The following is a 20,857-nucleotide window of genomic DNA, read 5'->3' as shown; positions in this document are numbered from 1 at the left end:
GCCCTTCCGGTCGCTACGCTATGTGCGTGAGCACACCGACGAGAAAGCCACTGGACCGGCACGAGCTCTGGTCGCTGTTGTCGGAGAAGTCCGACTTCTGGACCGAGGTCGATGTGGTGCAAGTCACTGGATCGACGAACGCGGACCTGGCCGCCGCCGCCAAGCACGGCGCGTCCCAAGGGAAGGTCCTCATCGCCGAGGAGCAGGAGCACGGCCGCGGCCGCCTCGGCCGCCAGTGGGTGAGCCCCGCCCGCGCCGGGCTCACCATGTCGTTCCTCCTGCGCCCCACCGTGCCGCGCGAGCAGTGGGGCACGCTGAGCCTCCTCACCGCCGTCGCGCTGGAGGAGACGCTCAAGGCCGTGTGCGGCGTCAACGCGAAGCTCAAGTGGCCCAACGACGTCCTCATCGACGGCCGCAAGGTCTGCGGCATCCTCGCCCAGGTCGAGGGGAACGCCGTCATCATCGGCGCGGGCCTCAACGTCTCCCTCACCGAGGACGAGCTGCCCGTCCCCGAGGCCACCTCGCTGCAGATCGCCGGGGCCTCCACCCTCGACCGCGCCGAGATCGCCGCGGGCTTCCTCGCGCACGTCGCGGCCGTCTACGAGACGTGGAACGAGCGCGGCCCCGCCTCCGTGATCGAACGGTGGCGCCGCAATTCGGCGACCCTCGGAAGGCACGTCGCGGTATCGTTCCCCAACGGCCGCAACCTCACCGGGCGCGCCGTCGGCATCGACAACGACGGCTGCCTGCAGGTCGCCGCCGACGGCACCGTGGAGACCGTCGCCGCCGGCGACATCGTCCACCTGCGGCCCCAGGACTGACCGCGGCCGACCGGCGCGAACGAAGGAGTGGCGCATTGGCCGACCAGGCGCATGACGAGAACGTTCCCGCCGCACCGGGACCGACCGGGCTCGACCCGGAAGCCGAAGGGCTCTACCGGCTCCTGCTGTCCCGCACGGACGCCTCGGTGTCCCGCCTCGCGGCCGACGCCGGACTCGGGCCCGCCCGCACCCGGGACCTCCTCATGCGACTCGTCGACGACGGCTTCGCCACCATGGTCGCCGACTCCCGCTTCCGCGCCGTCGGACCCGACACCGTCCTCGGCGGACGCATCGCCTCCCAGCTCGGCGACGTCCTCGGCGAGTACGAGGCCCTGCGCGAACTCCTCGAGATCCACCGCGCCGGACCGGGTTCGGGCGGCGGCGATCACGGCTCCTGGGAGGTCGTGACCGGCCCCGTCGCCATCCGCTCCCGCCTCCGCCAGCTGAAGGCCGGCGCCGAGAAGCGCCTCCGCACGTTCGTGCGCCCGCCCATGGTCCTGCCCGTGCCCGAACCCGCGCTGCACGAGGACCTGCAGGCCCGCGGGATCTGCCACCGCATCCTGTTCGACCGCGCGGTCCTCGACATCGACCCGTACTCGGACTACCTGCGCCACGCGCTGTCCTCGGGCGACGAGGTGCGGTTCGCCAAGCGCCTGCCGCTCAAGCTCCTCATCGTGGACGACAAGACCGCGCTCATGGAGGAGGGCGGCGGGCGCCCGAAGGCGATCGTCACGAGCAACCGCTCCATCGTGGAGATCGCGGGCGCGCTGTTCGACCAGTTGTGGTCCACCGGCATCCCGGCCACGACGGCCGCCAGCAGCGCCGAACGGCTCGACGAGGACGATGCGGTCCTGCTGGGGCTCTTGATCTCCGGGCTCACCGACCAGTCGATCGCCACGAAGCTCGGCATCGGACTGCGGACCGTGCAGCGGCGGGTGCGCGAACTCATGGATCTGGCGGATGTGGACACACGCATCCAGCTGGGCTGGCACGCCGCCAAGAACGGTTGGGTGCCTTAGCGAAAGCGAGCCCCCGGCGGGTTCCCGCGCGGCGCCTGAATCGTGGGACGACCGCCGATGCCACGGTGTTGTACTGTGCTTTTGACATTGGCGAAGCTTGCAAGCCGTACATCATGCCCCCGCCCGTTCTCACTCCTGGAGGTCCGCAGTGGGATATCCCGACGATCAGCTCGCCCGCGGTGAAGTGGTCAAGCTGCACACCCGCCCGCACTGGAAGGAAGGTGTCGGCCCGGTCCTGTGGTTCGTGGTCTTCCTGGCCATCGCCGCCATCGCGATCACGTTCACGGCCCGCATCGACGAGAGCTGGGGGCTGTGGCTGATCCTCGCCGAGGTCGTCATCTTCCTGGCGCTGCTCGTCTGGCTCTCGGTGCTGCCGTGGATCCGCTGGCGCTCGACCCACTACGTGATCACCGACCAGCGCATCATGTGGCGCGAAGGCCTCGTGACCCGCGAGAGCCGCCACATCCCGCTGGCGCGCGTGAACACCGTGTCGTACACGCAGAACGTCTGGGAGCGGATCTTCGGCTTCGGCGACATGAACATCGACTCGGCCTCTGACGACGGCGAGATCAACCTGATCGACGTCCCGAAGGTCGACAAGACCAAGGCGCTCCTGTACCAGCTGGCCGAGGATGACCGCTCGCGCCGCGCGGGCGCGGGCGACGGCACCTGACCGCAGGCGTGAGAGCAGGCCCGTGCCGTTCCGGCGCGGGCCTTTCGCGTCAGCCGCTCCGGGCTTCGGCGAGTTCGGGGTGGTGCCGGAAGACCCAGGTGCGGTAGGCGAAGAACCGGAAGACCGAGCCGAGTCCGACGCCGACGATGTTGGCGGCCACGTTCACCGCGAACTCGGTGCCGAAGATGTGCGGCCAGACCTGCGCGAGGCCGGAGTTGGCCCACAGGCAGGCGAGCGCGATGAGCAGGCCGATGCCGTTGAAGAAGAAGTAGAGGGCGTACTGGCGGTGGGCGGCGGCGCTGCCGCGGCGCTCGCGCCAGGTCCAGTGGCGGTTCCCGAAGAACGCGACGGTCATCGCGATGACGGCGGAGACGATCTTGGCCAGCCAGTCGGGCCAGTCGAGGCCCAGGAACATCAGGTTGAACAGCCCGATGTCGACCACATACGCGACCCCGCCGACGCCGGCGAAGCGGATGAGCTCGGCGGCATGGCGTCTCACCAGGCCCGTGGCGCGCGCATACAGCCCCGCGAGGCCGCGGGGGGCCGAGGGTTGCGGCGGCGTCTCAATGGAGGTCGACATCAAGCCACAGCCTACCCGGCCTTGCGCGGGAGCGATACCGCCGAGATTCGTCTCCGCTATTCGCCGTCGAGGGGGGCCGCGACGGCGACCACGCCCACGATGAACGGGTCGTCGCCGCGTTCGAAGCGGATCACCGCTTCCGCTCCCGTCTGGACCCGGTGGACGTTCACGTCGACGCCGAACGCGTACCAGTCCGGGTTCTCCACGGCCCCGTGCGCGTGGCACCGGGCCGGTTCGCCGAGCGCCTGGCCGCCTGCGGCCAGGCCGTCGCCGCCGCGGTAGCGGGAGCCGCCCCACAGCGTGGCCGCGATCTGCACCTCGCCGCCGTCCTCCACCTCGATCTCGGTGTCCGACGACCGCGGCCCGTCGTAGACCGCCACCTCCGTCGAGGCCGCCCCCGGCTCCGCGAACACCACCGTCAGCGACCAGCCCGCCCAGCGCCGGTCGGTGCACCCCGCGCTCCGGTCGAGCGGCCAGTGGTCGCACTCCGACACCGGCAGCTGGTGGTTATCCGTAGCGACCCAGTACTCGCCGGCGCCCGACACCAGGGCCGTGACCTCGACATACGCCTGCTGCCCGGGCTCGGTGTGCCGCACCGCGGCCGCACTCAGATCGGTCCAGGACCCGCCCGGCCCCGCGAGCGAGACCGCCGTCGGCAGGTCGTCCTCGACGCCCGCCCAGTACAGGCCCGCCCACTGGACCACCGCACCGTCCGGCACGTCGAGCACCGCACCCGACACCGCGTCGCCCTCGCGCCCGGCGGGCGCGGTCTCCGGCTTGTACGCCTTCATCGGCCACTGCTCGCCGCCGCCGAGGCCCACCGCCTCGCGGCACCCCGGGATCGCGCAGGTCAGCCACGTGTTCCCCGCGGCCGTGACGCCCGTGGCGTCGACGCTCGCGAACCCGACCTCGCTCCCGGCCGGCGCGATCGGCACCTGCAGCGCCGTCGTCCCGCTGATCCCGGGACCCTCGACCGCGACCTCGAACGTCTGGTAGCCGCTCACCTCGTCGCCGATCATGATGCGCACACGGGCTTCCGCCGGATCGGGCATCGCCGCGACCGTGCAGTGGACGACCGCGCCGTCCTCGGCGCAGGTCCAGCCCGGCTCGGCGGTCGCCGACGCGAGCGAGATCCCCTGCGGGAGCGTGATGTCCAGCGTGACGCGCTCCGAGGCGGCCTGCCCCCAGCCGAACCGACCGCCTGCGTGCCGCGCGACCGGGACCGCGTACCCGTGCCGACCGGACTCCTCGACGAACACCCGCTCCCTCACCGGCGCGTAGCCGCCGCCCGCACCGTCCGGCCCCTCGAGCCGGATCGGCAGCACCGCTTCGCCGCCGGCCACGAGTCCGCTCGAGCCGAGCCCGTGCTCGATGCCGTACGAGGCAGGCTCGGCCGCGGGCGCTTCGGGTTCGTCCTCGGGCTCCGGCCCCGGCGCCGCCGGGTCCTCCGGCTCGGGTTCGGGCTCCGGGTCCGGCGGCTGCGGGCCCGGCTCGTCCGGCTCCTCATCCGGCGCGGCGGGCGCGACCACCGTGTCCTCGGGCGCGGCCTGCGGCTGCGGCTCCTCCTCGCCCCCGGTGAGGGCGAAGACCGCGACCGCGGCGGCCACCGTCACGGCCGTGCCGGTCGCGACGGTGCCCTTGGGGCCGAGCTGCTGCACGATCCGGCGCACCCAGTTCGCGACCGCCTTGACGGGCGTGAACAGGAACGCGAGCGCGCCGCCGAAGGCGATCCCGGCGGCCGATACCGCGCCCGCCGCCAGGTACGGCGAGGCCGCGCCGCCCAGGAAGATCACGGCGATCACGCCGCGCAGCCCCGAGTTCAACTCGGTGAGCTCGGCGAACAGCAGGTTGCAGGTGACGCAGGAGTCGAGGTGGTCATCCACTTTGGCTGCTTCGCGCTCGCCGAGCCTGCCGCGCACGCGCGCGCCGATGCGGTCGACCGTCCAGCGGCACTCCTCGCGCGGCGCGTCGGCCGCGTGCTCGCTCAGGTAGTTCTGGCGCAGCTTCTCGCGCGCCCGGTACGCGAGCGCGGAGACGCCGTTCGGGGTCATGCCGAGCATGGTGGCGATCCTGGCCGGGGAGTCCTCCTCGACCTCGGTGTGCCACAGGACCATCCGCCAGCGCTCGGGGAGCTTGCCGAAGGCGAGCGCGGCGTACCGGCGCTCCTGGCCCTCGACGGCGGGGTCGACGTAGATCTCGCCGGAGTCGTGCGCGGTGAGGTCGTCGGTGAACTCGACCTTCTTGTCGCGCCGGACCCGGTCGTAGAAGGTGTTGCGGAGGGTCTGGAGCATGTACGGCCGGAATGCGAGGTCGGGGCCGCCGCCTTCGCGGAAGGTGTGGAGGAGCTTCGCGAAGGTCTCGGAGACGAGGTCGTCGGCGCCGGCCGGGTCGCGGGAGAGGATGCGGGAGAGGCGGCGCGCGGAGTGGATGTGGCGTTCGTAGAGGACGGCGTACGCGGTGGTGTCGCCGCCGCGGGTGGCGGCGATGAGTTCGGGGTCGGAGCGGGTCTCGGGGGTGTCGCCGGGCTGCGGTCCGAGGTGGCGGGGATCGCCGGCGGGGACGGTCTCGGGCATCGTTCGCCGGTGCTCCTTCCAGGTTGCGCCGAACTCGTACGATCGGGGGGCTCGGGTGTCTGCTCGCGGCGGTGCGTTCGGGCCTTCCTTGACGTAACGAGCGAGTACGCCTCGAGTTGCGCCCGTTCAGCCGTTCAGGCAAGCTCCCGGCGAACTGGACATTGCTGCGAGTTTAGGGCAAAAACCCAGCATAACCATAAATTGTGATCTGATTGTGACCAGGCGTGATCGTATTGGGACTTCCCGCCCTGGTTCCAGGCAACTGTCGGAAAACCGTCAGGCCATTGCGTACAGTTTGCTGACGCATTCCCGGCCGACTTCGACGCAAGGGAGGTGAACGATGCCCGCATCGGTCCTGCTCGCACTCCTCGCCGCCACGGCCCTCCTGGCCCTGACCCCGGCGCTGGTGCGCCGCTACGACCCCGACGAGCGGATGATCGCCGACCGGGCCTCGTCCGACGCCCGCGTCCTCGACCGCGAGGGCCACCGCCCCTCCCGCCCCGCCTCCCACGACACGGCCGAACTCGGCCTCGGCGAGGGGTCTGACCAGGACGGCTCCCTCGATGCGCTCCTCGACGGGCAAGACGTTCCCCCGCAAGCGAACTCGGGCGGGTGGGAGCGGCGCGGCACGCGCCGCGGCGACTCGGTACGGTTGAGGACCGACGAGTCGTACCCCGGCGAGGACCCCGAGATGCACGAGCAGGCCAGGCTCCGGCAGATGCGCGCCGAATGGTGGCGGCGGCGCCACCGCCGCATCCTCTACGTACTCATTGCGCTGACCGTGCTCGAGCTGGCCGGCGTCGCGATCGCCGGCCCCGGCTTCTGGATCGGCGCGGGCCTCTCGGCGGCGGCGCTCGCCGGGTACGTGTACTTCCTGCGCGACCGCGCGAAGCGGCTGCGCCGTCCGCGCCGCAAGCCGAAGGCGATGATCGCGGCCGAGCCCGAGCACGACGAGGCGGGTCCGCCGATGTACGTGCCGGAGCAGCCGGACGGCGACGATGACGACGACGAGCCCGAGCCGCGCGAGTCGTTCCTGTTCGAGAACGGGACGCTCGGCGAGGACGCGCCTCCGCCGCCGCCGCGCCCGGACCCGCGCCGCCCGGACGGGCCCGCGGGCGTGCGGGGCCGCTCGTACGAGGCGCCGGCGAAGCTCGAGCGCTAGCCGCACGCGGGCGATGAAGCAGAGCACACCGGGGATGCGGCTAAACTTGCCCGGTTATGCCTGAGGAACCGCAGCACCGCCACATCCTGACGTTCAACTTCCGTCAAGGACGCAACAAGCCCCGCCACGACGAGGCCTTCGCGCGCCTGTGGCCGCGCTATGGCCTGGACTGGCGGCCCGAGGACGGCCGGATCGACTTCGCGAAGCTGTTCGGCCGCACCGCGCCGGTGATCCTCGAGATCGGCTCGGGCAACGGCGAGGCGGCGGCCGCGATGGGCGACGCCGACCGCGGGCGGGACCTGCTCGCCGTCGAGGTGTACCCGCAGGGCATCGCCGACCTCATGGACCGCGCGGAGGCGCGCGGCCTCACGAACCTGCGGATCTACCAGGGCGACGCGCTGCCGCTGCTGTGGAACGGGATCGCGCCGGGCTCGCTGGACGAGATCCGCGTGTACTTCCCTGACCCGTGGCCGAAGAAGCGCCACCACAAGCGCCGGATCATCCAGGCCGGGCATGTGGCGACGATGGCCGGGCTGCTGCGCGAGGGCGGGGTGCTGCACTGCGCCACCGACATCGCGGACTACGCCGAGCAGATGCTCGAGGTGCTGACGGCCGACGCGGCGTTCGAGAACACCGCCGAGGGGTTCGCGCCGCGCCCGGACCACCGGCCGGTGACGAAGTTCGAGCGGCGCGGTGTGAAGGCCGACCGCGAGATCTTCGACCTGATCTTCCGCAAGCGCTAGTCGCGGCTAAGCCGTCGTGAGGCGGTGGTGCCAGGACACGGCGGAGGCGTCCGTGAGGGACGCGATCTGGTCGACGGCGACGCGCAGCCGCGCGGCGTCGTCGGCGGCGCGGTTCCAGAGCTCGGCGAACATCGGGTCCATGGCGTCCGCACCCCGGGCGCACAGGACCGCGACGAGTTCGCGCAGGATCTCGCGCTGCCTCGTGTACCAGTCCGCGGAGGTGCGCGGCTCCATCACGTACCGCCAGGCGATGCCTTTGAGGAGCGCGCACTGCACACGCTCCTGCTCGGGCACGACGAGGTCGGCGTCGTAGCGGCGCAGCTGGCCGTCGCCGAACTGGGCGCGGGTGGCCTTGGCGGCGGCGTTCACGAAGCGGCCCACCATGTCCGAGGTGAAACGCTTGAGGGCGACCTGCGCCCCGAAGGAGCCGTCGTAGTCGTGCAGCGGCTCGAGGAGCGGGTCGCGCAGCAGGTCGCGCAGGGCCTCGCCGAGGACGGCGGTGGACTCGCCCGAGTAGCGGCCCGCCGCGCCTTCGCAGACGGCGGCCTGCTCGGCCTCGTCGTCCATGAGCTTGGCGAGGTTGATGTAGCCGCCGTAGACGCCGTCCTCGACGTCGTGCACTGAGTACGCGACGTCGTCGGACCAGTCCATGACCTGGGCTTCGAGGCTCTTCGCGCCTTCGGGGGCGCCGCCGCGGAACCATTCGAAGACCGCGCGGTCGTCCTCGTAGAAACCGAACTTGCGCACGCCTTCGGTTGCGGCCCAAGGGTATTTGCACATCGCGTCGAGGGAGGCGCGGGTGAGGTTGAGGCCGAGCGAGGCGCCGGTGACGTCGACGGCCTTGGCTTCGAGGCGCGCGACGACGCGGAGGGTCTGGGCGTTGCCCTCGAATCCCCCGCAGGGGCCGGCGATCTCGTGGAGGGCGTCTTCGCCGTTGTGGCCGAAGGGCGGGTGGCCGAGGTCGTGGGCGAGGCCGGCGACGTCGGCGACGTCGGGGTCGCAGCCGAGCGCGGAGCCGAGCTCGCGGGAGATCTGGGCGACCTCGAGGGAGTGGGTGAGCCGGGTCCGCAGGAAGTCGTCGGTGCCGGCGGTGTGGACCTGGGTCTTGTCGGCGAGCCGCCGGAACCCGGCCGAGTGGAGGATGCGCGCGCGGTCGCGCTGGAACGGCGTCCGCGCCGAACCGGGCTCGGCCAGCAGCCGCTCCGCGGCCGGCCAGCGCTTCGCCAGAGGGTGCAGTGCGGGATCGGTCACGCCATCGAGCCTAGCGCGACCGATCCCGGCGGCATGCGGGCGTTAATCCTTCAGGTAGAGGCGCATCACGCCGGTGCCGTCGCCGTCCTCGATGCCGTGCGCCCAGGCGAAGGCCGAGAGCGGTTCGAGGCCGGCGAAGTCGTCGGGGTACTCCTCGGCGGCGCGGGTGAAGTCGACCCAGGCGCCGACGGAGCACTGCGCGGGGGTGAGGCCGGCGAAGTCGCGGAACCGGTCGTCCTCGGCGAGGGTGCCGTCGGCGACGGCGGACCCGGTGTAGCTCAGCTCCGAACCGTCCACTTCGACCCCTTCGGGGAGGGGCTCGCCCTCGCTCCAGGTGGTGATGAGGTCCTCGAGCTCCTGGGCGCGGTCCTCGGCGAGGTGCGCGGCGAAGTGGAGCGAGTCGGGGTCGACGTCGTCCTCGGCGGAGAAGTTCCCGCCGCCGCTGAGGGTCGCTCCCGCGAGAAGGTCGGTGAAGTCGCCGACGGCGGTCTCGATCTCGCCGAAGTCGGGGCCGTAGGTCTCCTCGACCCAGGGCTCGTCCTCGGTGCCGGCGGCCCAGTAGCGGCCGTCGAGCTCCCAGTAGCGCTCCTCGTCCTCGGCGGCGAGGGTCCCGGCCCAGTACTGCTCGTCGAGCTCGGTGTACTCGGCGTACTCCGCGTCGGTGAGCGGGGCTTCGACCACCACGTCGGTGGCGGTGGCGTCGACGCCGTAGAACTCCTCGAAGAAGCCGAGCCAGCCCTGGGCGATCTCGTCGACGTTCTCGGGGACGTAGGCGGCGAGGGCGAAGTCGGAGGCGGGCAGCTCGCCCATGCCGTCGATGAGGCCGTCGGTGCCGGTCCAGCGGTGGTCGGCGTCGCCGAACATCCGGTAGGTGACTTCGAAGCCCTGGTCGAAGGCGGAGAAGCCGTAGATGAGGTGCCCGGAGTAGAGGTCTTCGACGGCGTCGCTCTCGGACCCGATGGTCATCTCGGCGAGGTCGCCGACGGCGTCCATGTCGGTCCAGTGGACGAGGATCTGGTCGCCGTCGAGCCAGGAGCGGGCCTCGGCGTAGTCGTCGGATTCGGCGAGGGGCTGGTCGGCGGCCTCGGATTCGGCGGCGGCGAGCGCCTTGTCGGCGCCGGTCTCGCCGATGACGATGAGGACGTGGTCGTCCTCGACGGTGTAGTCGAAGCTCGACTCGTCGCCGCCGGAGGCGGCCCGGATCTGGGCCATGCCCTCTTCGGCGGCGTTCGCGTCGGTGCTGGCGAGGCTCAGGACGGCGTAGGTCTCGTCGTCGTACTCCCAGGTGGCGAGGCCGTGGCGGAGTCCGAGCCAGGAGCTGATGTCCTCGGCGGCGTCGACACCCTCGACGCCGGACTCGTCGACGAACGCCTCGACGAGCGCGTCGGTGTCCTCGTACTCCTCGAGGTCCTCGAACTTCTGGAGGTGGTCGAGGAGTTTCGGGGTCTGGTCGAAGGACGGGTCGAGGTTGAGCTCGACGTACATGCTCGCGGTCGCGGGGAAGCTCTCGGCCGGGTCGGGGCCGCGGTCGAGGACGAACTTGAACAGGACGACCGCGCCGACGGCGGCGAGGAGCACGACGGAGAGGATCGCGGCCACGGCGACCTTGGGTCCGCGCCCGCGTCCGGAGCCGCTGGGCGCCACGGGGACCGGCGTGTACGCGCCCGGCGGCACGTAGGCGCCGGGCGGCTGCTGGGGAGCGCCGGGCTCCACATAGGGCTGCGGCTGCGGGGGCTGGTACGCGCCCGGCGGGGGCCCGTAAGCGCCCGGGGGCGGCTGGTTAGGGTCCCCGGGGTAGGGCTGAGAGGTGGCATCGCTCGACATCCTTCGACGCTACGGCCGCGGTGCAACGGCCGTATCCCGGGAACGTGCCAAATGCGACTCGGCGGGGGTCGCAGGGGACTCGGCGCCGGCGTCTCAGAACTCGTAGACCTGGCCGGGGCGCACGACCTCGACGGGTCCGGTGTAGGCGGCGCGGGCCTCGGCGAGGGTCTGGTCCTTGGAGTTCCAGGGCTCGACGAGGTGGGTCAGGAGCAGGCGGGCGGCCCCGGACTTCGTGGCGTACTCCCCCGCTTCCTTGCCGGTGAGGTGCACGTCCTTCGGGTTGTCGCGGCCCTCCAGGTAGGACGCTTCGGCGAGGAGCACGTCGCAATGGGTGGCCAGCGCTTCGAGCGCCTGGCACGGCCCGGAGTCGGAGGTGTACGTGAGGGAGGAGCCGGCGTGCTCGACGCGGAGCCCGTACGTCTCGACCGGGTGCGCGACGCGGTCGACGGCGACGGTGAGCGGGCCGAGGTCGAACGTGCCCGACTGGAGCTCGCGGAAGTCGTAGACGTCGGTCATGGACGGGCTGCACAGCTCGCCCTGCCCGCCGTACGCGGCCACGATGCGCTCGGCGACGCCGGTGGGGCCGTAGAGCGGCAGCGGGTGCTTCGGCGCGTCGGCGGCGTAGCGGCGCATGACCGCGTACGCGCAGGCGTCGAAGAAGTGGTCGGCGTGCAGGTGGGTGACGATGACCGCGTCGATCAGGTGCGGGTCGAGGTGCTTCTGCAGTTCACCGAGCGAGCCGGTGCCGAAGTCGATGAGCAGCCGGTATCCGCCCGCTTCGACCAGGTAGGCCGAGCAGGGGGTGTCGGGGGCCGGGAACGAGCCGGCGCAGCCGATAACCGTCAGTTTCATGGCAGATCACACCTTGTCCAGTACGGCCGCCGCCGCGTTCGGGAACAGGTTGCCCAGGAACCGGCGCGCGGTCCTGGTGAAGGCCTCCGGGTCGCCGGTCGCGAGGAACCGGTGCTCGGGGGTGTCGGTGCGGGTGGCCAAGAGGTCGTGGTCGGTGAGCACGCGGTAGAGTTCGCGCGCGCTCTCGCTCGCGGAGTTCACCAGTGTCACGTCCTCTCCCATCACCAGTCCTATGAGTCCCGACAGCAGCGGATAGTGGGTGCAGCCCAACACGACCGTGTCGACGTCGGACTGCTGTAGCGGCTCAAGGTACCCCTGGGCGAGGCCCAGGAGCTGTCGGCCGGTTGTCACACCGCGTTCCACGAAATCCACGAACGCCGGGCATGCGACCCCGGTCGCCTTGACGTCCGGGACGGCGTTGAAGGCGTCCAGGTACGCGCCTGAGGAGATCGTCGCGGATGTCCCGATCACGCCGATGCGGCCGTTGCGCGTGGTGGCGACGGCGCGGCGGACGGCGGGCCGGATGACCTCGACGACCGGGATGTCGTAGCGTTCGCGGATGTCGGCCAGCGAGGCCGCCGCGGCTGAGTTGCAGGCGATCACGAGCGCTTTGACCTCCTGTTCGACCAAGTGGTCGCAGACGTCGAGCGAGAACTTGCGGACCTCGGCGATGGGCCGCGGGCCGTAAGGGACGTGGGCGGTGTCGCCGACGTAGACGAGTCGCTCGGCGGGCAGCAGTTCGCTGATCGATCGGGCGACGGTCAGGCCTCCGACACCGGAGTCGAAGATCCCGATGGGCGCGTCGTTCATGGGCTCCGAGCGTACGTCCAAACGGGCCTGGAACACCCCTGCTCGTCACTGGAATGTCGCCAAAATGACAGGGTGGCGATCGCCACATTTCTGTCGTTTGCGCTGCGTTTTCGTCGGCTCTGGGGGCGAGGCTGGGAGCGGCCGGGACGCCCTCCTTACCCACCCTGGGCGGGAGGTCTGCCCGCCTGACGGGCCAGCCGGCTCGGGCGGACCCGGTTCCGTTGCGGCCCTAGGCGGCGACTCGGAGCATGACGAACGCGGCGAGCAGCGTGATCGTGGAGGCGGCCATGAACATCCAGGGCACGCCGCGGAAGCGCAGGGACGCGAAGGCCATCATGGCCAGGAGCATCCCGATGACGCCGCAGGAGATGAACGCCGGGGTGAACCAGGCGGGGCTGTCGCCGAAGACGCGGAAGAGGCCGACGATCGCGGTCGCGACGCCTGCGAGCACGAGCACGAGCGCCCAGACGGCCACGCCTGCGAGGCGGCGCAGGCGCACTGCGGGCTTCTCGGGCTGCACCGGGCCGAAGTCCTTCGCGGAGGCGATGCCGCCCTGGATGCTGCCGAGCGCGGTCGTCCGCGCCGACGGCGGCACCGGGGTGCTCGCCCAGGCGTTGTCCCCAGCCGCGGCCTGCGGCGCCGTGCTTTGCCGCGGCAGGTCCTTCGACTTGCGGATCGACACGGAAGGCAGTTTGAGCTTGCCGGCGGAACTCATGCGGCCAGGCTAGCAAGCCACTGAGGACGCCTCAGGATCGCACCGCGACAGTGCGGCCCAAATCGCCGAAACCGGAAACACGGCAAAGAAGACTGTCGGACCCCCGACGCACCCTTGAACGAAGGGCGACGGAGTCGACACACCCGAGCCCGGGTGGCGGCTGCGGCGCGAATGTCGGACCCTCGCGCGACCCTGGTAACCGGGGGCCTCCGCGGCCGACACACCCGCCCCCGGGGACCGGCCTGCGCAAACGGAAACGGCCGGGCCGCGCTACGCGCTTCCCGGCCGTTCGCCGTTGTCGTTCCGCTATGCCCAGACCTGGCCGTCGAGCGCGTTCGCCGCGTCGTCCAGGCCGTCCGAGTAGGCCCCGGTCGAGAGGTACTTCCAGCCGCCGTCGGCGACGAGCATCGCGATGTCCGCCGGGCGGCCCGCCTTCGCGGCCTCGCGCGCCAGCGCGAGGCCCGCGTGCAGGACCGCGCCCGTGGAGAGCCCTACGAACAGGCCTTCCTCGCTCAGGATCTCGCGGGTGCGCCGCAGGGCGTCCTCGGTGCCCACCGACAGGCGCCGGTCGAGCACCTTCTCGTCGTACAGCTCCGGCACGAACCCCTCGTCGAGGTTCCGCAGCCCGTACACCAGCTCGCCGTACCGCGGCTCGGCCGCCACGATCTGCACGCTCGGCGCCCGCTCGCGCAGGTAGCGCCCGACGCCCATGAGCGTCGCGGTCGTGCCGAGACCCGCCACGAAGTGCGTGATCTCGGGCAGGTCGCGCAGCAGCTCGGGGCCGGTGCCCTCGTAGTGCGCGGCCGCGTTCGCCGGGTTCGCGTACTGGTTGAGCATCACCAGGTCGGGACGCTCGGCCGCCATGGCCCGGGCCTTGGCGACGGCCGCGTTCGAGCCGCCCGCGGCCGGGGAGAACACGATCTCCGCGCCGAACGCGGTCAGCAGCTGCCGCCGCTCCAGCGAGGTGTTCTCGGGCATGACGGCGATGAGCCTGTAACCCTTGCGCCGCGCCAGCATCGCCACGGCGATGCCGGTGTTGCCCGAGGTCGGCTCGAGGATCGTCGCGCCGGGCTTGAGGAGCCCGTCGTCCTCGGCCGCCTCGATCATCTTGGCGGCCACGCGGTCCTTGACCGAGCCGGTCGGGTTCGCGCCCTCGAGTTTCGCCCACAGCCGGATGTCGGGCGAGGGCGAGAGCCGCGGGAGGCCGACGAGCGGCGTGTCGCCGAGCGTCGCGGTGATGTCCGTGAAACGTGCCACGGCCAGTCCCTTCTGCGAACTACATGCCGCCCGCGACGGCGGGGAGGATGGTCACCTGGTCGCCGTCGGCGAGCGGGGCTTCGAGGCCGCCGATGAACCGCACGTCCTCGTCGTTGATGTAGACGTTCACGAAGCGGTGCAGCGCGCCCTCGTCGGTCACGACGCGGCCCTTGAGGCCGGTGTGCTGGGCGTCGAGGCTGTCGAAGAGCTTCGCGAGGGTGTCGCCTTCGCCGGTGACGAGCTTCTGGCCGCCGGTGTGGGTGCGGAGGATCGTGGGAATGCGGACTTCGATGGACATGCGGATTTCCTTTGTTCTGTGAGCAGCCGCGAGGACGCTCTCGTCTGGTGCGCAGCCGTACGCTGCAGGACCGGTGCCGCCCGGGGGGCGGGAGCTCAGTGACAGTCGTAGACCGTCGAGTCGGGGGTGTGCGCGAACTTGTAGCTCTGCACCGCCTCCGGCGCGCCGGTGACCTCGATGGGCTCCTCGGTGATCACCTCGTCGGCGATGCGGAACGAGCGGACCTCGGCGATGTCGGGGTCCTTCGTCGTCACCAGCACGTAGTGCGCGTCCGGCAGCCCCATCTGCGAGGCGATGCCCGCGTCGGAGCGCGACGGGTAGGCCTCGGTGTGGGTGTGCGAGTGGTAGGTCACGACGACTTCCTCGTCGTTGTCCCACATCTGGTCGTAGACCTGCTTCCACTCCTCCGAGTCGAACTCGTAGAAGGTGGTGGAGCGGGCAGCGTTGATCATCGGGATGTGCCTCTTCGGCTCTCCCGTGCCCTCGGGGCCCGCGATGAGGCCGCACGCCTCGTCGGGGTGGTCAGCCCGGGCGTGCGCGACCATCGCCTCGACCAGTTCATGCGCGATCCGCAACACGCAAGCAAGCGTACACGCGGCGCGAGGAGGCCAGAACCCCTCGCTCAGAGCGTGAGACACACCGCTCCACCTGCGCCGGGAGGGAATGAACGGACGGGCGTGAACACCGCTCGCGCACGGGGCGCGGGCGCCTTGCAGGTGCATTACGCTCACCGGTATGTCCGTCACGCTGCCGCGCACGCCCCTGTACACCGACCACTACGAGTACACGATGCTCGAAGCGGCCCTCCGCGACGGCACCGCGGAGCATCGTTGCGTCTTCGAGGTCTTCGGGCGCCGCCTGCCCACCGGCCGCCGCTACGGCGTCGTCGCCGGCATCGGCCGCCTCTCCGAGGCCATCGAGCGCTTCCGCTTCGAGGACGCCGACCTCGAGGACCTCACTTCGCGGGGCGTCGTCAAGCAGTCCACCGCCGAGTGGCTCGCCGACTACCGCTTCAAGGGCGACATCGACGTGTACGCCGAAGGCGAGCTGTACTTCCCCGGCTCCCCCATCGTCACCGTCACCGGGACGTTCGCCGAGTGCGTGCTCCTGGAGACCCTGACGCTCTCGATCCTCAACCACGACAGCGCGATCGCCAGCGCCGCGGCCCGCATGGTGACAGCCGCGCGCGGCCGCCCGATCCTGGAGATGGGGTCGCGCCGCACGCACGAGGCGGCGGCGATCGCGGCGTCGCGCGCGGCGTACCTGGCCGGGTTCGTGGCGACCTCGAACCTGGAGGCGGGCCGCCGGTACGGGGTGCCGACCTCGGGCACGAGCGCGCACGCGTTCACGCTGCTGCACAAGTCCGAGGTGGAGGCGTTCCAGGCGCAGGTCGACGCGTTCGGCACCGACACGACGCTGCTGGTGGACACGTACGACATCACGCAGGGCATCCGCAACGCGATCGAGGTGGCGGGTCCGCGCCTGCGCGCGATCCGCATCGACTCGGGCGACCTCGACGTGATGGCCACGGGCGCGAGGGAACTGCTCGACGAGCTGGGCGCGCACGACACGAAGATCGTGGTCTCGGGCGACCTCGACGAGTTCTCGATCGCGGCGCTGGCGGCGGCCCCTGTGGACATCTACGGGGCGGGCACCGCGGTCGTGGTGGGTTCGGGCGCGCCGACGGCGCAGCTGGTCTACAAGCTGGTCGAAGTGGAGGGCCGGCCGGTCGCGAAGCGATCGGAGCACAAGGGCACCAACGGGGGCCGGAAGGTGGCGGTGCGCCGGCACAAGCCGACGGGCACGGCGACGGAGGAAGTGGTGGTCTCCCAGGGGGAGCCGGAGTCGCTGCCGGGCGACAAGCGGCTGCAGACGCCGCTGTTCCGCGGCGGAGCGCTCGTGGAGCAGCCGTCGCTGGAGGAGTCGCGAGAGCTGCTCCGCCAGCGGCTCATCTCGATCCCTTGGGAGGGGCTCAAACTCTCGCCGGGCGATCCGGCGATTCCGGTGGTCCAGCAGCACGGGGGCGCGTAGTCGCAGCGCTTTCGGGATACGATGCGGTTGCCCCTGTCCGCGTTCCACCCCCGGTGCCTCAGTTAGACCTGCGATCCTCCCCGAAAGGAACCGCCCCAATGGTGTTCAGCAAGCTCAAGGCCATTCTCGGTAGTGGCATCCAAGTCGACACGCTCCTGCACGAGAAGCACGTGGTCCCCGGCGGTGTCCTCAAGGGCGAGGTGCGGATCTCCGGCGCCGAAGTGGACGCCGCGGTGGAGAGCGTCGAGATCGAGTTCACGGCCCTGGTCGAGGACGACTCCAAGGGCGAGGACGCGGCCGGCGTCGTGCACGACTACTTCAAGACCGAGATCTCGGGCAAGTTCGACCTGGCGAAGGGCACGGCCCACCCGATCCCGTTCGAGGTGCAGGTGCCTTGGGAGACGCCGTTCAACAACGTGGAGCAGCGCCCGCTGGTGGGCGGCATGAAGCTCGGCGTCTCGACGCACCTGTCGCTGGACCAGGCCCTGGACAAGGGCGACCTGGACTGGCTGACGGTGGAGGCGCTGCCGGTGCACAAGGCGGTCTGGGAAGCGCTGGAGGCCTTGGGCTTCGCGTTCCAGGAGACCGACCTGGAGCTGGGCACGATCCAGGGCGCGACGGTGCCGTTCTACCAGGAGGTTGAGTTCTGGGCGACCGAGGGCGAGTTCCACGGCCGCGTCAAGGAGCTCGAGGTCGTGTTCGTGGTCGGCGAGGCCGACACCGATGTGGTGTTCGCGGCGGACAACTCGGCGGAGCTGCTGGCGCCGGACCTGAACTCGACGATCCGCTTCTCGGTGCCCACCGCGTCGACGGACGTGGTCGAGACGGTCAAGGCCCAGCTGACGCAGTTGGCGGCCCAGAAGGGCGCATAAGACCAGCTCAAAGCCTTGAAAGGCGGTTCCGCGGATCAACGCGGGGCCGCCTTTCGGCGTTGCCGGTGAAGAAATCCGGGGAGCGGGCTTGCACAACTTCTACGTATACGTATAGTCTCTACGTATACCAAGGACGACCCCTAGAAGGAGGTTAAGATGCCGTCATGCCCAACAAGACGATCTACGTCGCCGACAAGGACCTGCCCCTCTACACGCGAGCGCAGGAACTGGCGGGAGGCAACCTCTCCAAAGCGATCTCTACGGCGCTCAAGCGCTACGTCGACGCCGAGGAGGGCCGCCTCGAGGGCTACGAGGAGATCACCGTCCCGGTCGGCCCGGGCTCCGGCCGCAAGCGCCAGCGCCAGCGGTTCACCGGCGTCAAGATCGGCGAGTGGGTCCGCTCGAACGAGAAGAAGGCCGAGATCTACCGGGTCTACCGGTCGCGTTCGGGCAAGTTCGTCATCCACATCGAGAAGACGCCCGACTTCGTCCATGAGACCAACGAGACCGGCTGGCGCAAGCTCCTCGGCTTCGGCGAGCAGAGCTACGCCATGAACTTCGGCGACGCCTCGCTCGAGGTCGTCGAGACGCTCGAAGAGCTGAAGTCCAAGATCCCGGCCGAGCTGTACCAGATGGTCGCCGCCACGGCGGAGGCCCCGCCGGTGCAGGACCTGGACATCTAGGCCCCGATCTCACTGCGCCGCCACCGGGCGCGTCCCGGCGGTAGACCGCACCCTCCGCAACCGCGACGACTCGGGGCGGAGCCCTGTCCTCTGACAGTCCACATTGCACTGTCACTGACCCTTGACATCGAGGTGGAACCGTGTTCGAGCTCGGAATGGTGCTCACGCTCTACCCGCCGCCGCAACAGCTTTCACGCCCGCTGACGCCACGTCAGGTCGATGTCAGCGCCGTGTCAGCGGACCCGGCCACAGTACTCACATGCCCGGCGAGGGGAACCGAACCGGAACGACGCGAAGACCCCCGAAAGAAGGAATCATGACCAGCAAGCCCGCAGCGATCGAAGCCCGGAACCTCACCAAGTCCTACGGCGAGAAGCCCGTCCTCGGCGGCGTCGACATCTCCGTCCCCGAAGGCACCATCTTCTCCCTGCTCGGCCCCAACGGCGCCGGCAAGACCACCACGGTGAACATCCTGACCACGCTCATCCCCGCCAGCGGCGGCGACGCGTTCGTCCACGGCAACCACGTGGCCGGCGACGCCGACGCGGTGCGCAGGAGCATCGGCGTCACCGGGCAGTTCGCGGCCGTCGACGGCCTGCTGACCGGCCGCGAGAACCTGCACCTCATGGGCCGCCTGCACCACCTGGGCAAGCGGGAGACCAAGCGCCGCACCGAAGACCTGCTGGAGCGGTTCGACCTGGTGGACGCCGCCAAGCGCACGCCCGCGACCTACTCGGGCGGCATGAAGCGCCGTCTCGACATCGCCATGTGCCTCATGGGCGACCCGAAGGTGATCTTCCTCGACGAGCCGACCACGGGCCTGGACCCGAGCGGGCGCCGCGTCGTGTGGTCGATCGTCCGCGAACTCGTCAAGAGCGGCACCACGATCTTCCTCACCACGCAGTACCTGGAGGAGGCCGACGAGCTGGCCGACAAGATCGCGGTCCTCAACGGCGGCACGATCGTCGCCGAGGGCACGCCCGAAGAGCTCAAGCGGCTCGTCCCCGGCGGCCACGTCAAGCTCCGCCTCCACCGCCCCGACCAGGTCGAGCGGGCCGTGCAGTCCCTCGCCGCCGTCGTCTCCGACACCGACCCGCTCGGCGTCCAGGTCGCCTCGGACGGCTCGATTCACTCGCTGCGCCGCATCCTCGACGCCATCGACCGCGAGGGCATCGAGGTCGACGAACTCACCGTGCACACGCCCGACCTCGACGACGTCTTCCTGACCCTGACCGGCCACACCACGAACATCGAAACCGCGGCCGCCGCCGCGTAACCCGCCCCCACCGACCGCCAAGCCCAGAAAGCAGATTCCGATGAGCACGCTCGCCTACTCCCTCTCCGACACCTCCACCATGCTCCGCCGCCAGTTCAAGCACATGCTCCGCTACCCGTCGCTGACGGTCATGCTCGTCGGCATGCCGGTGGTCTTCCTGCTCCTGTTCGTCTACGTCTTCGGCGGCACGATCGGCGACGGCCTCGGCGGCCCGACCGGCGGCCGCGAGGCCTACCTGACCTACCTGACGCCCGGCATGATGCTCATGGCGATCGTCGCCGCCGTCCAGGGCACCGCGATCAGCGTCGCCATGGACATGACCGAGGGCATCATCGACCGGTTCCGCACCATGTCGATCGCCCGGGTCTCCGTCCTCACCGGACATGTGATCGCCTCGGTGGTCCAGTCCTTCCTGTGCATCGCCGTCACGCTCGGCGTGGCGATCGCGATCGGCTTCCGCCCCGACGCGGACCCGCTCGGCTGGCTCGGCCTCGCCGGCGTCCTGGTCCTGATCTCCTTCGGCCTGACCTGGCTCACCGTCGGACTCGGCATGGCCGCCAAGACCGTCGAAGAAGCGTCCAACACGCCCATGCCGCTGATGCTCCTGCCGTTCTTCGGCTCCGCGTTCGTCCCCACCGAGTCGATGCCGACCGTGATCCAGTACTTCGCCGACTACCAGCCCTTCACCCCCTTCATCGAGGTCGTCCGGGCGCTCCTGTTCGGCAACGCGGTCGGCGGCACGGACCTGATCCTGACGATCGCCTGGTCGCTCGCGTTCGCCCTGCTGGGTTACGTGGTCTCGAAGAAGAAGTTCAACAAGCGCTGAGCGCCGCAAAGCCACCACCAGGAAACACACCCCGGAGGGCGGGTCGCGAGAGCGGCCCGCCCTCCGGCACGCGCCCCCGATGAATCCGCGCCGCGAGCCTCGTCTACACCGGTACGACACTTCGACCACAAGGAGCACACCATGAACGCGAAGAACCCGAACCAGGGTCCTGCCTCCTACTTCCTGTCCATCGAAGAGCGCAGCGGTCGCCCGGTCGAGGAGTGGTTCGCCCTCATCGACGCGAGCGGCCTCACCAAGCAGATGGAGGTCGTGAACTGGCTCAAAGCGGAGCACGGGCTCGGCCACGGTCACGCGAACGCGCTGGCCGCCTACCGCCTCAACCCGGGCAAGTACCCGGCGTTCGTGCGGCCGGAGTAGGGGTGGGACGGCTGCGGAACGGTTCGCCGCCCGCGGCCGAGCTGGGGCCGTGATCGCGCATGTGGCGTGTTCTGCGTCGCCTTGATCGAGGTTCAAGCGGCAGCGACAAAGAGGCCCCATATCGCTTGCCCGCACTTCGGCCGCCCGGCCCGAATCGATAGGGGTTCAATCGGGCAGCGACAAAGAGGTCCCATTCCTCTCCGGCCGGACCTC

Annotated in this window: 21 protein-coding genes; 11 read left to right on the top strand and 10 right to left on the bottom strand. The window is 70.6% G+C overall.

The features are described 5' to 3' along the window. Positions 1–20: 20 nt before the first annotated feature. The 3 genes from J5V16_RS23320 to J5V16_RS25170 all read left to right on the top strand — a co-directional run bounded on the left by J5V16_RS23320 (position 21) and on the right by J5V16_RS25170 (position 2,513). A complete protein-coding gene (locus J5V16_RS23320) occupies positions 21–821 on the top strand; it encodes a biotin--[acetyl-CoA-carboxylase] ligase (RefSeq protein WP_243901607.1) in 801 nt (266 codons plus the stop codon). Between the two features lie 35 nt (positions 822–856). Further along, positions 857–1,840, top strand: a complete 984-nt coding sequence (locus J5V16_RS23315) for a helix-turn-helix domain-containing protein (protein WP_208499677.1) — start codon at positions 857–859, stop codon at positions 1,838–1,840. A 148-nt stretch (positions 1,841–1,988) separates the two neighbouring features. After that, positions 1,989–2,513 (top strand): PH domain-containing protein, encoded by a 525-nt coding sequence (locus J5V16_RS25170; RefSeq protein WP_208499675.1) that lies wholly within the window; start codon positions 1,989–1,991, stop codon positions 2,511–2,513. 49 nt (positions 2,514–2,562) lie between these two features. Here the strand turns inward: J5V16_RS25170 and J5V16_RS23305 are convergent, their stop codons facing one another. Both J5V16_RS23305 and J5V16_RS23300 read right to left on the bottom strand, forming a co-directional pair. Continuing rightward, positions 2,563–3,093: a GtrA family protein gene (locus tag J5V16_RS23305; RefSeq protein WP_208499669.1), complete on the bottom strand. Its 531-nt coding sequence runs from the start codon at positions 3,091–3,093 to the stop codon at positions 2,563–2,565. A gap of 56 nt (positions 3,094–3,149) precedes the next feature. After that, on the bottom strand, positions 3,150–5,666 hold the full coding sequence (locus J5V16_RS23300) for a sigma-70 family RNA polymerase sigma factor (RefSeq protein WP_208499666.1): 2,517 nt from the start codon (positions 5,664–5,666) through the stop codon (positions 3,150–3,152). A 340-nt stretch (positions 5,667–6,006) separates the two neighbouring features. Between J5V16_RS23300 and J5V16_RS23295 the strand changes: the two genes are divergently transcribed. After that, entirely contained in the window at positions 6,007–6,828 is an 822-nt protein-coding gene (locus tag J5V16_RS23295; protein WP_208499663.1) for a hypothetical protein, read from the top strand. Between the two features lie 56 nt (positions 6,829–6,884). After that, on the top strand, positions 6,885–7,571 hold the full coding sequence (gene trmB / locus J5V16_RS23290) for a tRNA (guanosine(46)-N7)-methyltransferase TrmB (protein ID WP_208499660.1): 687 nt from the start codon (positions 6,885–6,887) through the stop codon (positions 7,569–7,571). A gap of 6 nt (positions 7,572–7,577) precedes the next feature. Here the strand turns inward: trmB and J5V16_RS23285 are convergent, their stop codons facing one another. The 8 genes from J5V16_RS23285 to J5V16_RS23250 all read right to left on the bottom strand — a co-directional run bounded on the left by J5V16_RS23285 (position 7,578) and on the right by J5V16_RS23250 (position 15,156). Then, positions 7,578–8,822 carry a deoxyguanosinetriphosphate triphosphohydrolase gene (locus J5V16_RS23285; protein ID WP_208499656.1) on the bottom strand — a complete coding sequence of 415 codons (1,245 nt, stop codon included), beginning with the start codon at positions 8,820–8,822 and terminating at the stop codon, positions 7,578–7,580. Positions 8,823–8,864: 42 nt separating this feature from the next. Further along, a complete protein-coding gene (locus tag J5V16_RS23280) occupies positions 8,865–10,646 on the bottom strand; it encodes a hypothetical protein (protein ID WP_208499653.1) in 1,782 nt (593 codons plus the stop codon). Positions 10,647–10,739: 93 nt separating this feature from the next. Continuing rightward, positions 10,740–11,498: an MBL fold metallo-hydrolase gene (locus J5V16_RS23275; protein WP_208499649.1), complete on the bottom strand. Its 759-nt coding sequence runs from the start codon at positions 11,496–11,498 to the stop codon at positions 10,740–10,742. Positions 11,499–11,504: 6 nt separating this feature from the next. After that, positions 11,505–12,308: a glutamate racemase gene (murI, locus tag J5V16_RS23270; RefSeq protein ID WP_208499647.1), complete on the bottom strand. Its 804-nt coding sequence runs from the start codon at positions 12,306–12,308 to the stop codon at positions 11,505–11,507. 229 nt (positions 12,309–12,537) lie between these two features. Further along, the gene (locus tag J5V16_RS23265) at positions 12,538–13,023 is read right to left on the bottom strand and encodes a hypothetical protein (RefSeq protein ID WP_208499644.1); all 486 of its coding nucleotides are present in this window, start codon (positions 13,021–13,023) and stop codon (positions 12,538–12,540) included. A gap of 306 nt (positions 13,024–13,329) precedes the next feature. After that, positions 13,330–14,280 (bottom strand): PLP-dependent cysteine synthase family protein, encoded by a 951-nt coding sequence (locus J5V16_RS23260; protein WP_208499642.1) that lies wholly within the window; start codon positions 14,278–14,280, stop codon positions 13,330–13,332. A gap of 19 nt (positions 14,281–14,299) precedes the next feature. Further along, positions 14,300–14,578: a MoaD/ThiS family protein gene (locus J5V16_RS23255; RefSeq protein WP_208499640.1), complete on the bottom strand. Its 279-nt coding sequence runs from the start codon at positions 14,576–14,578 to the stop codon at positions 14,300–14,302. A gap of 95 nt (positions 14,579–14,673) precedes the next feature. Continuing rightward, positions 14,674–15,156, bottom strand: coding sequence for a M67 family metallopeptidase (locus J5V16_RS23250; RefSeq protein WP_307793050.1), 483 nt, complete (start codon positions 15,154–15,156; stop codon positions 14,674–14,676). Between the two features lie 157 nt (positions 15,157–15,313). Here J5V16_RS23250 and J5V16_RS23245 point away from each other — a divergent pair, with 157 nt between their 5' ends. The 6 genes from J5V16_RS23245 to J5V16_RS23220 all read left to right on the top strand — a co-directional run bounded on the left by J5V16_RS23245 (position 15,314) and on the right by J5V16_RS23220 (position 20,644). Further along, on the top strand, positions 15,314–16,609 hold the full coding sequence (locus J5V16_RS23245) for a nicotinate phosphoribosyltransferase (RefSeq protein ID WP_208499637.1): 1,296 nt from the start codon (positions 15,314–15,316) through the stop codon (positions 16,607–16,609). Between the two features lie 98 nt (positions 16,610–16,707). Continuing rightward, positions 16,708–17,481: a sporulation protein gene (locus J5V16_RS23240; RefSeq protein WP_208499634.1), complete on the top strand. Its 774-nt coding sequence runs from the start codon at positions 16,708–16,710 to the stop codon at positions 17,479–17,481. A gap of 164 nt (positions 17,482–17,645) precedes the next feature. Next, positions 17,646–18,164, top strand: coding sequence for an EXLDI protein (locus J5V16_RS23235; protein WP_208499631.1), 519 nt, complete (start codon positions 17,646–17,648; stop codon positions 18,162–18,164). 316 nt (positions 18,165–18,480) lie between these two features. Then, positions 18,481–19,440, top strand: a complete 960-nt coding sequence (locus J5V16_RS23230; RefSeq protein WP_208499629.1) for an ATP-binding cassette domain-containing protein — start codon at positions 18,481–18,483, stop codon at positions 19,438–19,440. A 40-nt stretch (positions 19,441–19,480) separates the two neighbouring features. Further along, positions 19,481–20,266 carry an ABC transporter permease gene (locus J5V16_RS23225; RefSeq protein WP_208499613.1) on the top strand — a complete coding sequence of 262 codons (786 nt, stop codon included), beginning with the start codon at positions 19,481–19,483 and terminating at the stop codon, positions 20,264–20,266. Positions 20,267–20,407: 141 nt separating this feature from the next. Further along, a complete protein-coding gene (locus J5V16_RS23220; protein ID WP_208499610.1) occupies positions 20,408–20,644 on the top strand; it encodes a DUF4287 domain-containing protein in 237 nt (78 codons plus the stop codon). Positions 20,645–20,857: the final 213 nt, after the last annotated feature.

Source organism: Glycomyces niveus, assembly GCF_017592475.1.
GTDB lineage: Bacteria > Actinomycetota > Actinomycetes > Mycobacteriales > Micromonosporaceae > Glycomyces > Glycomyces niveus.
Note: the sequence above shows the minus strand (reverse complement) of the source record. Positions and strands in the feature narration are given on the sequence as shown.

Excerpts from the sequence above, each read along its gene's own strand:
- J5V16_RS23320 (WP_243901607.1), top strand. The coding sequence starts at position 21 with ATGTGCGTGAGCACACCGACGAGAAAGCCACTGGACCGGCACGAGCTC.
- J5V16_RS23305 (WP_208499669.1), bottom strand. The coding sequence starts at position 3,093 with ATGTCGACCTCCATTGAGACGCCGCCGCAACCCTCGGCCCCCCGCGGC.
- J5V16_RS23300 (WP_208499666.1), bottom strand. The coding sequence starts at position 5,666 with ATGCCCGAGACCGTCCCCGCCGGCGATCCCCGCCACCTCGGACCGCAG.
- J5V16_RS23295 (WP_208499663.1), top strand. The coding sequence starts at position 6,007 with ATGCCCGCATCGGTCCTGCTCGCACTCCTCGCCGCCACGGCCCTCCTG.
- trmB (WP_208499660.1), top strand. The coding sequence starts at position 6,885 with ATGCCTGAGGAACCGCAGCACCGCCACATCCTGACGTTCAACTTCCGT.
- J5V16_RS23280 (WP_208499653.1), bottom strand. The coding sequence starts at position 10,646 with ATGTCGAGCGATGCCACCTCTCAGCCCTACCCCGGGGACCCTAACCAG.
- J5V16_RS23275 (WP_208499649.1), bottom strand. The coding sequence starts at position 11,498 with ATGAAACTGACGGTTATCGGCTGCGCCGGCTCGTTCCCGGCCCCCGAC.
- murI (WP_208499647.1), bottom strand. The coding sequence starts at position 12,308 with ATGAACGACGCGCCCATCGGGATCTTCGACTCCGGTGTCGGAGGCCTG.
- J5V16_RS23265 (WP_208499644.1), bottom strand. The coding sequence starts at position 13,023 with ATGAGTTCCGCCGGCAAGCTCAAACTGCCTTCCGTGTCGATCCGCAAG.
- J5V16_RS23255 (WP_208499640.1), bottom strand. The coding sequence starts at position 14,578 with ATGTCCATCGAAGTCCGCATTCCCACGATCCTCCGCACCCACACCGGC.
- J5V16_RS23245 (WP_208499637.1), top strand. The coding sequence starts at position 15,314 with ATGTCCGTCACGCTGCCGCGCACGCCCCTGTACACCGACCACTACGAG.
- J5V16_RS23240 (WP_208499634.1), top strand. The coding sequence starts at position 16,708 with ATGGTGTTCAGCAAGCTCAAGGCCATTCTCGGTAGTGGCATCCAAGTC.
- J5V16_RS23235 (WP_208499631.1), top strand. The coding sequence starts at position 17,646 with ATGCCCAACAAGACGATCTACGTCGCCGACAAGGACCTGCCCCTCTAC.
- J5V16_RS23230 (WP_208499629.1), top strand. The coding sequence starts at position 18,481 with ATGACCAGCAAGCCCGCAGCGATCGAAGCCCGGAACCTCACCAAGTCC.
- J5V16_RS23225 (WP_208499613.1), top strand. The coding sequence starts at position 19,481 with ATGAGCACGCTCGCCTACTCCCTCTCCGACACCTCCACCATGCTCCGC.
- J5V16_RS23220 (WP_208499610.1), top strand. The coding sequence starts at position 20,408 with ATGAACGCGAAGAACCCGAACCAGGGTCCTGCCTCCTACTTCCTGTCC.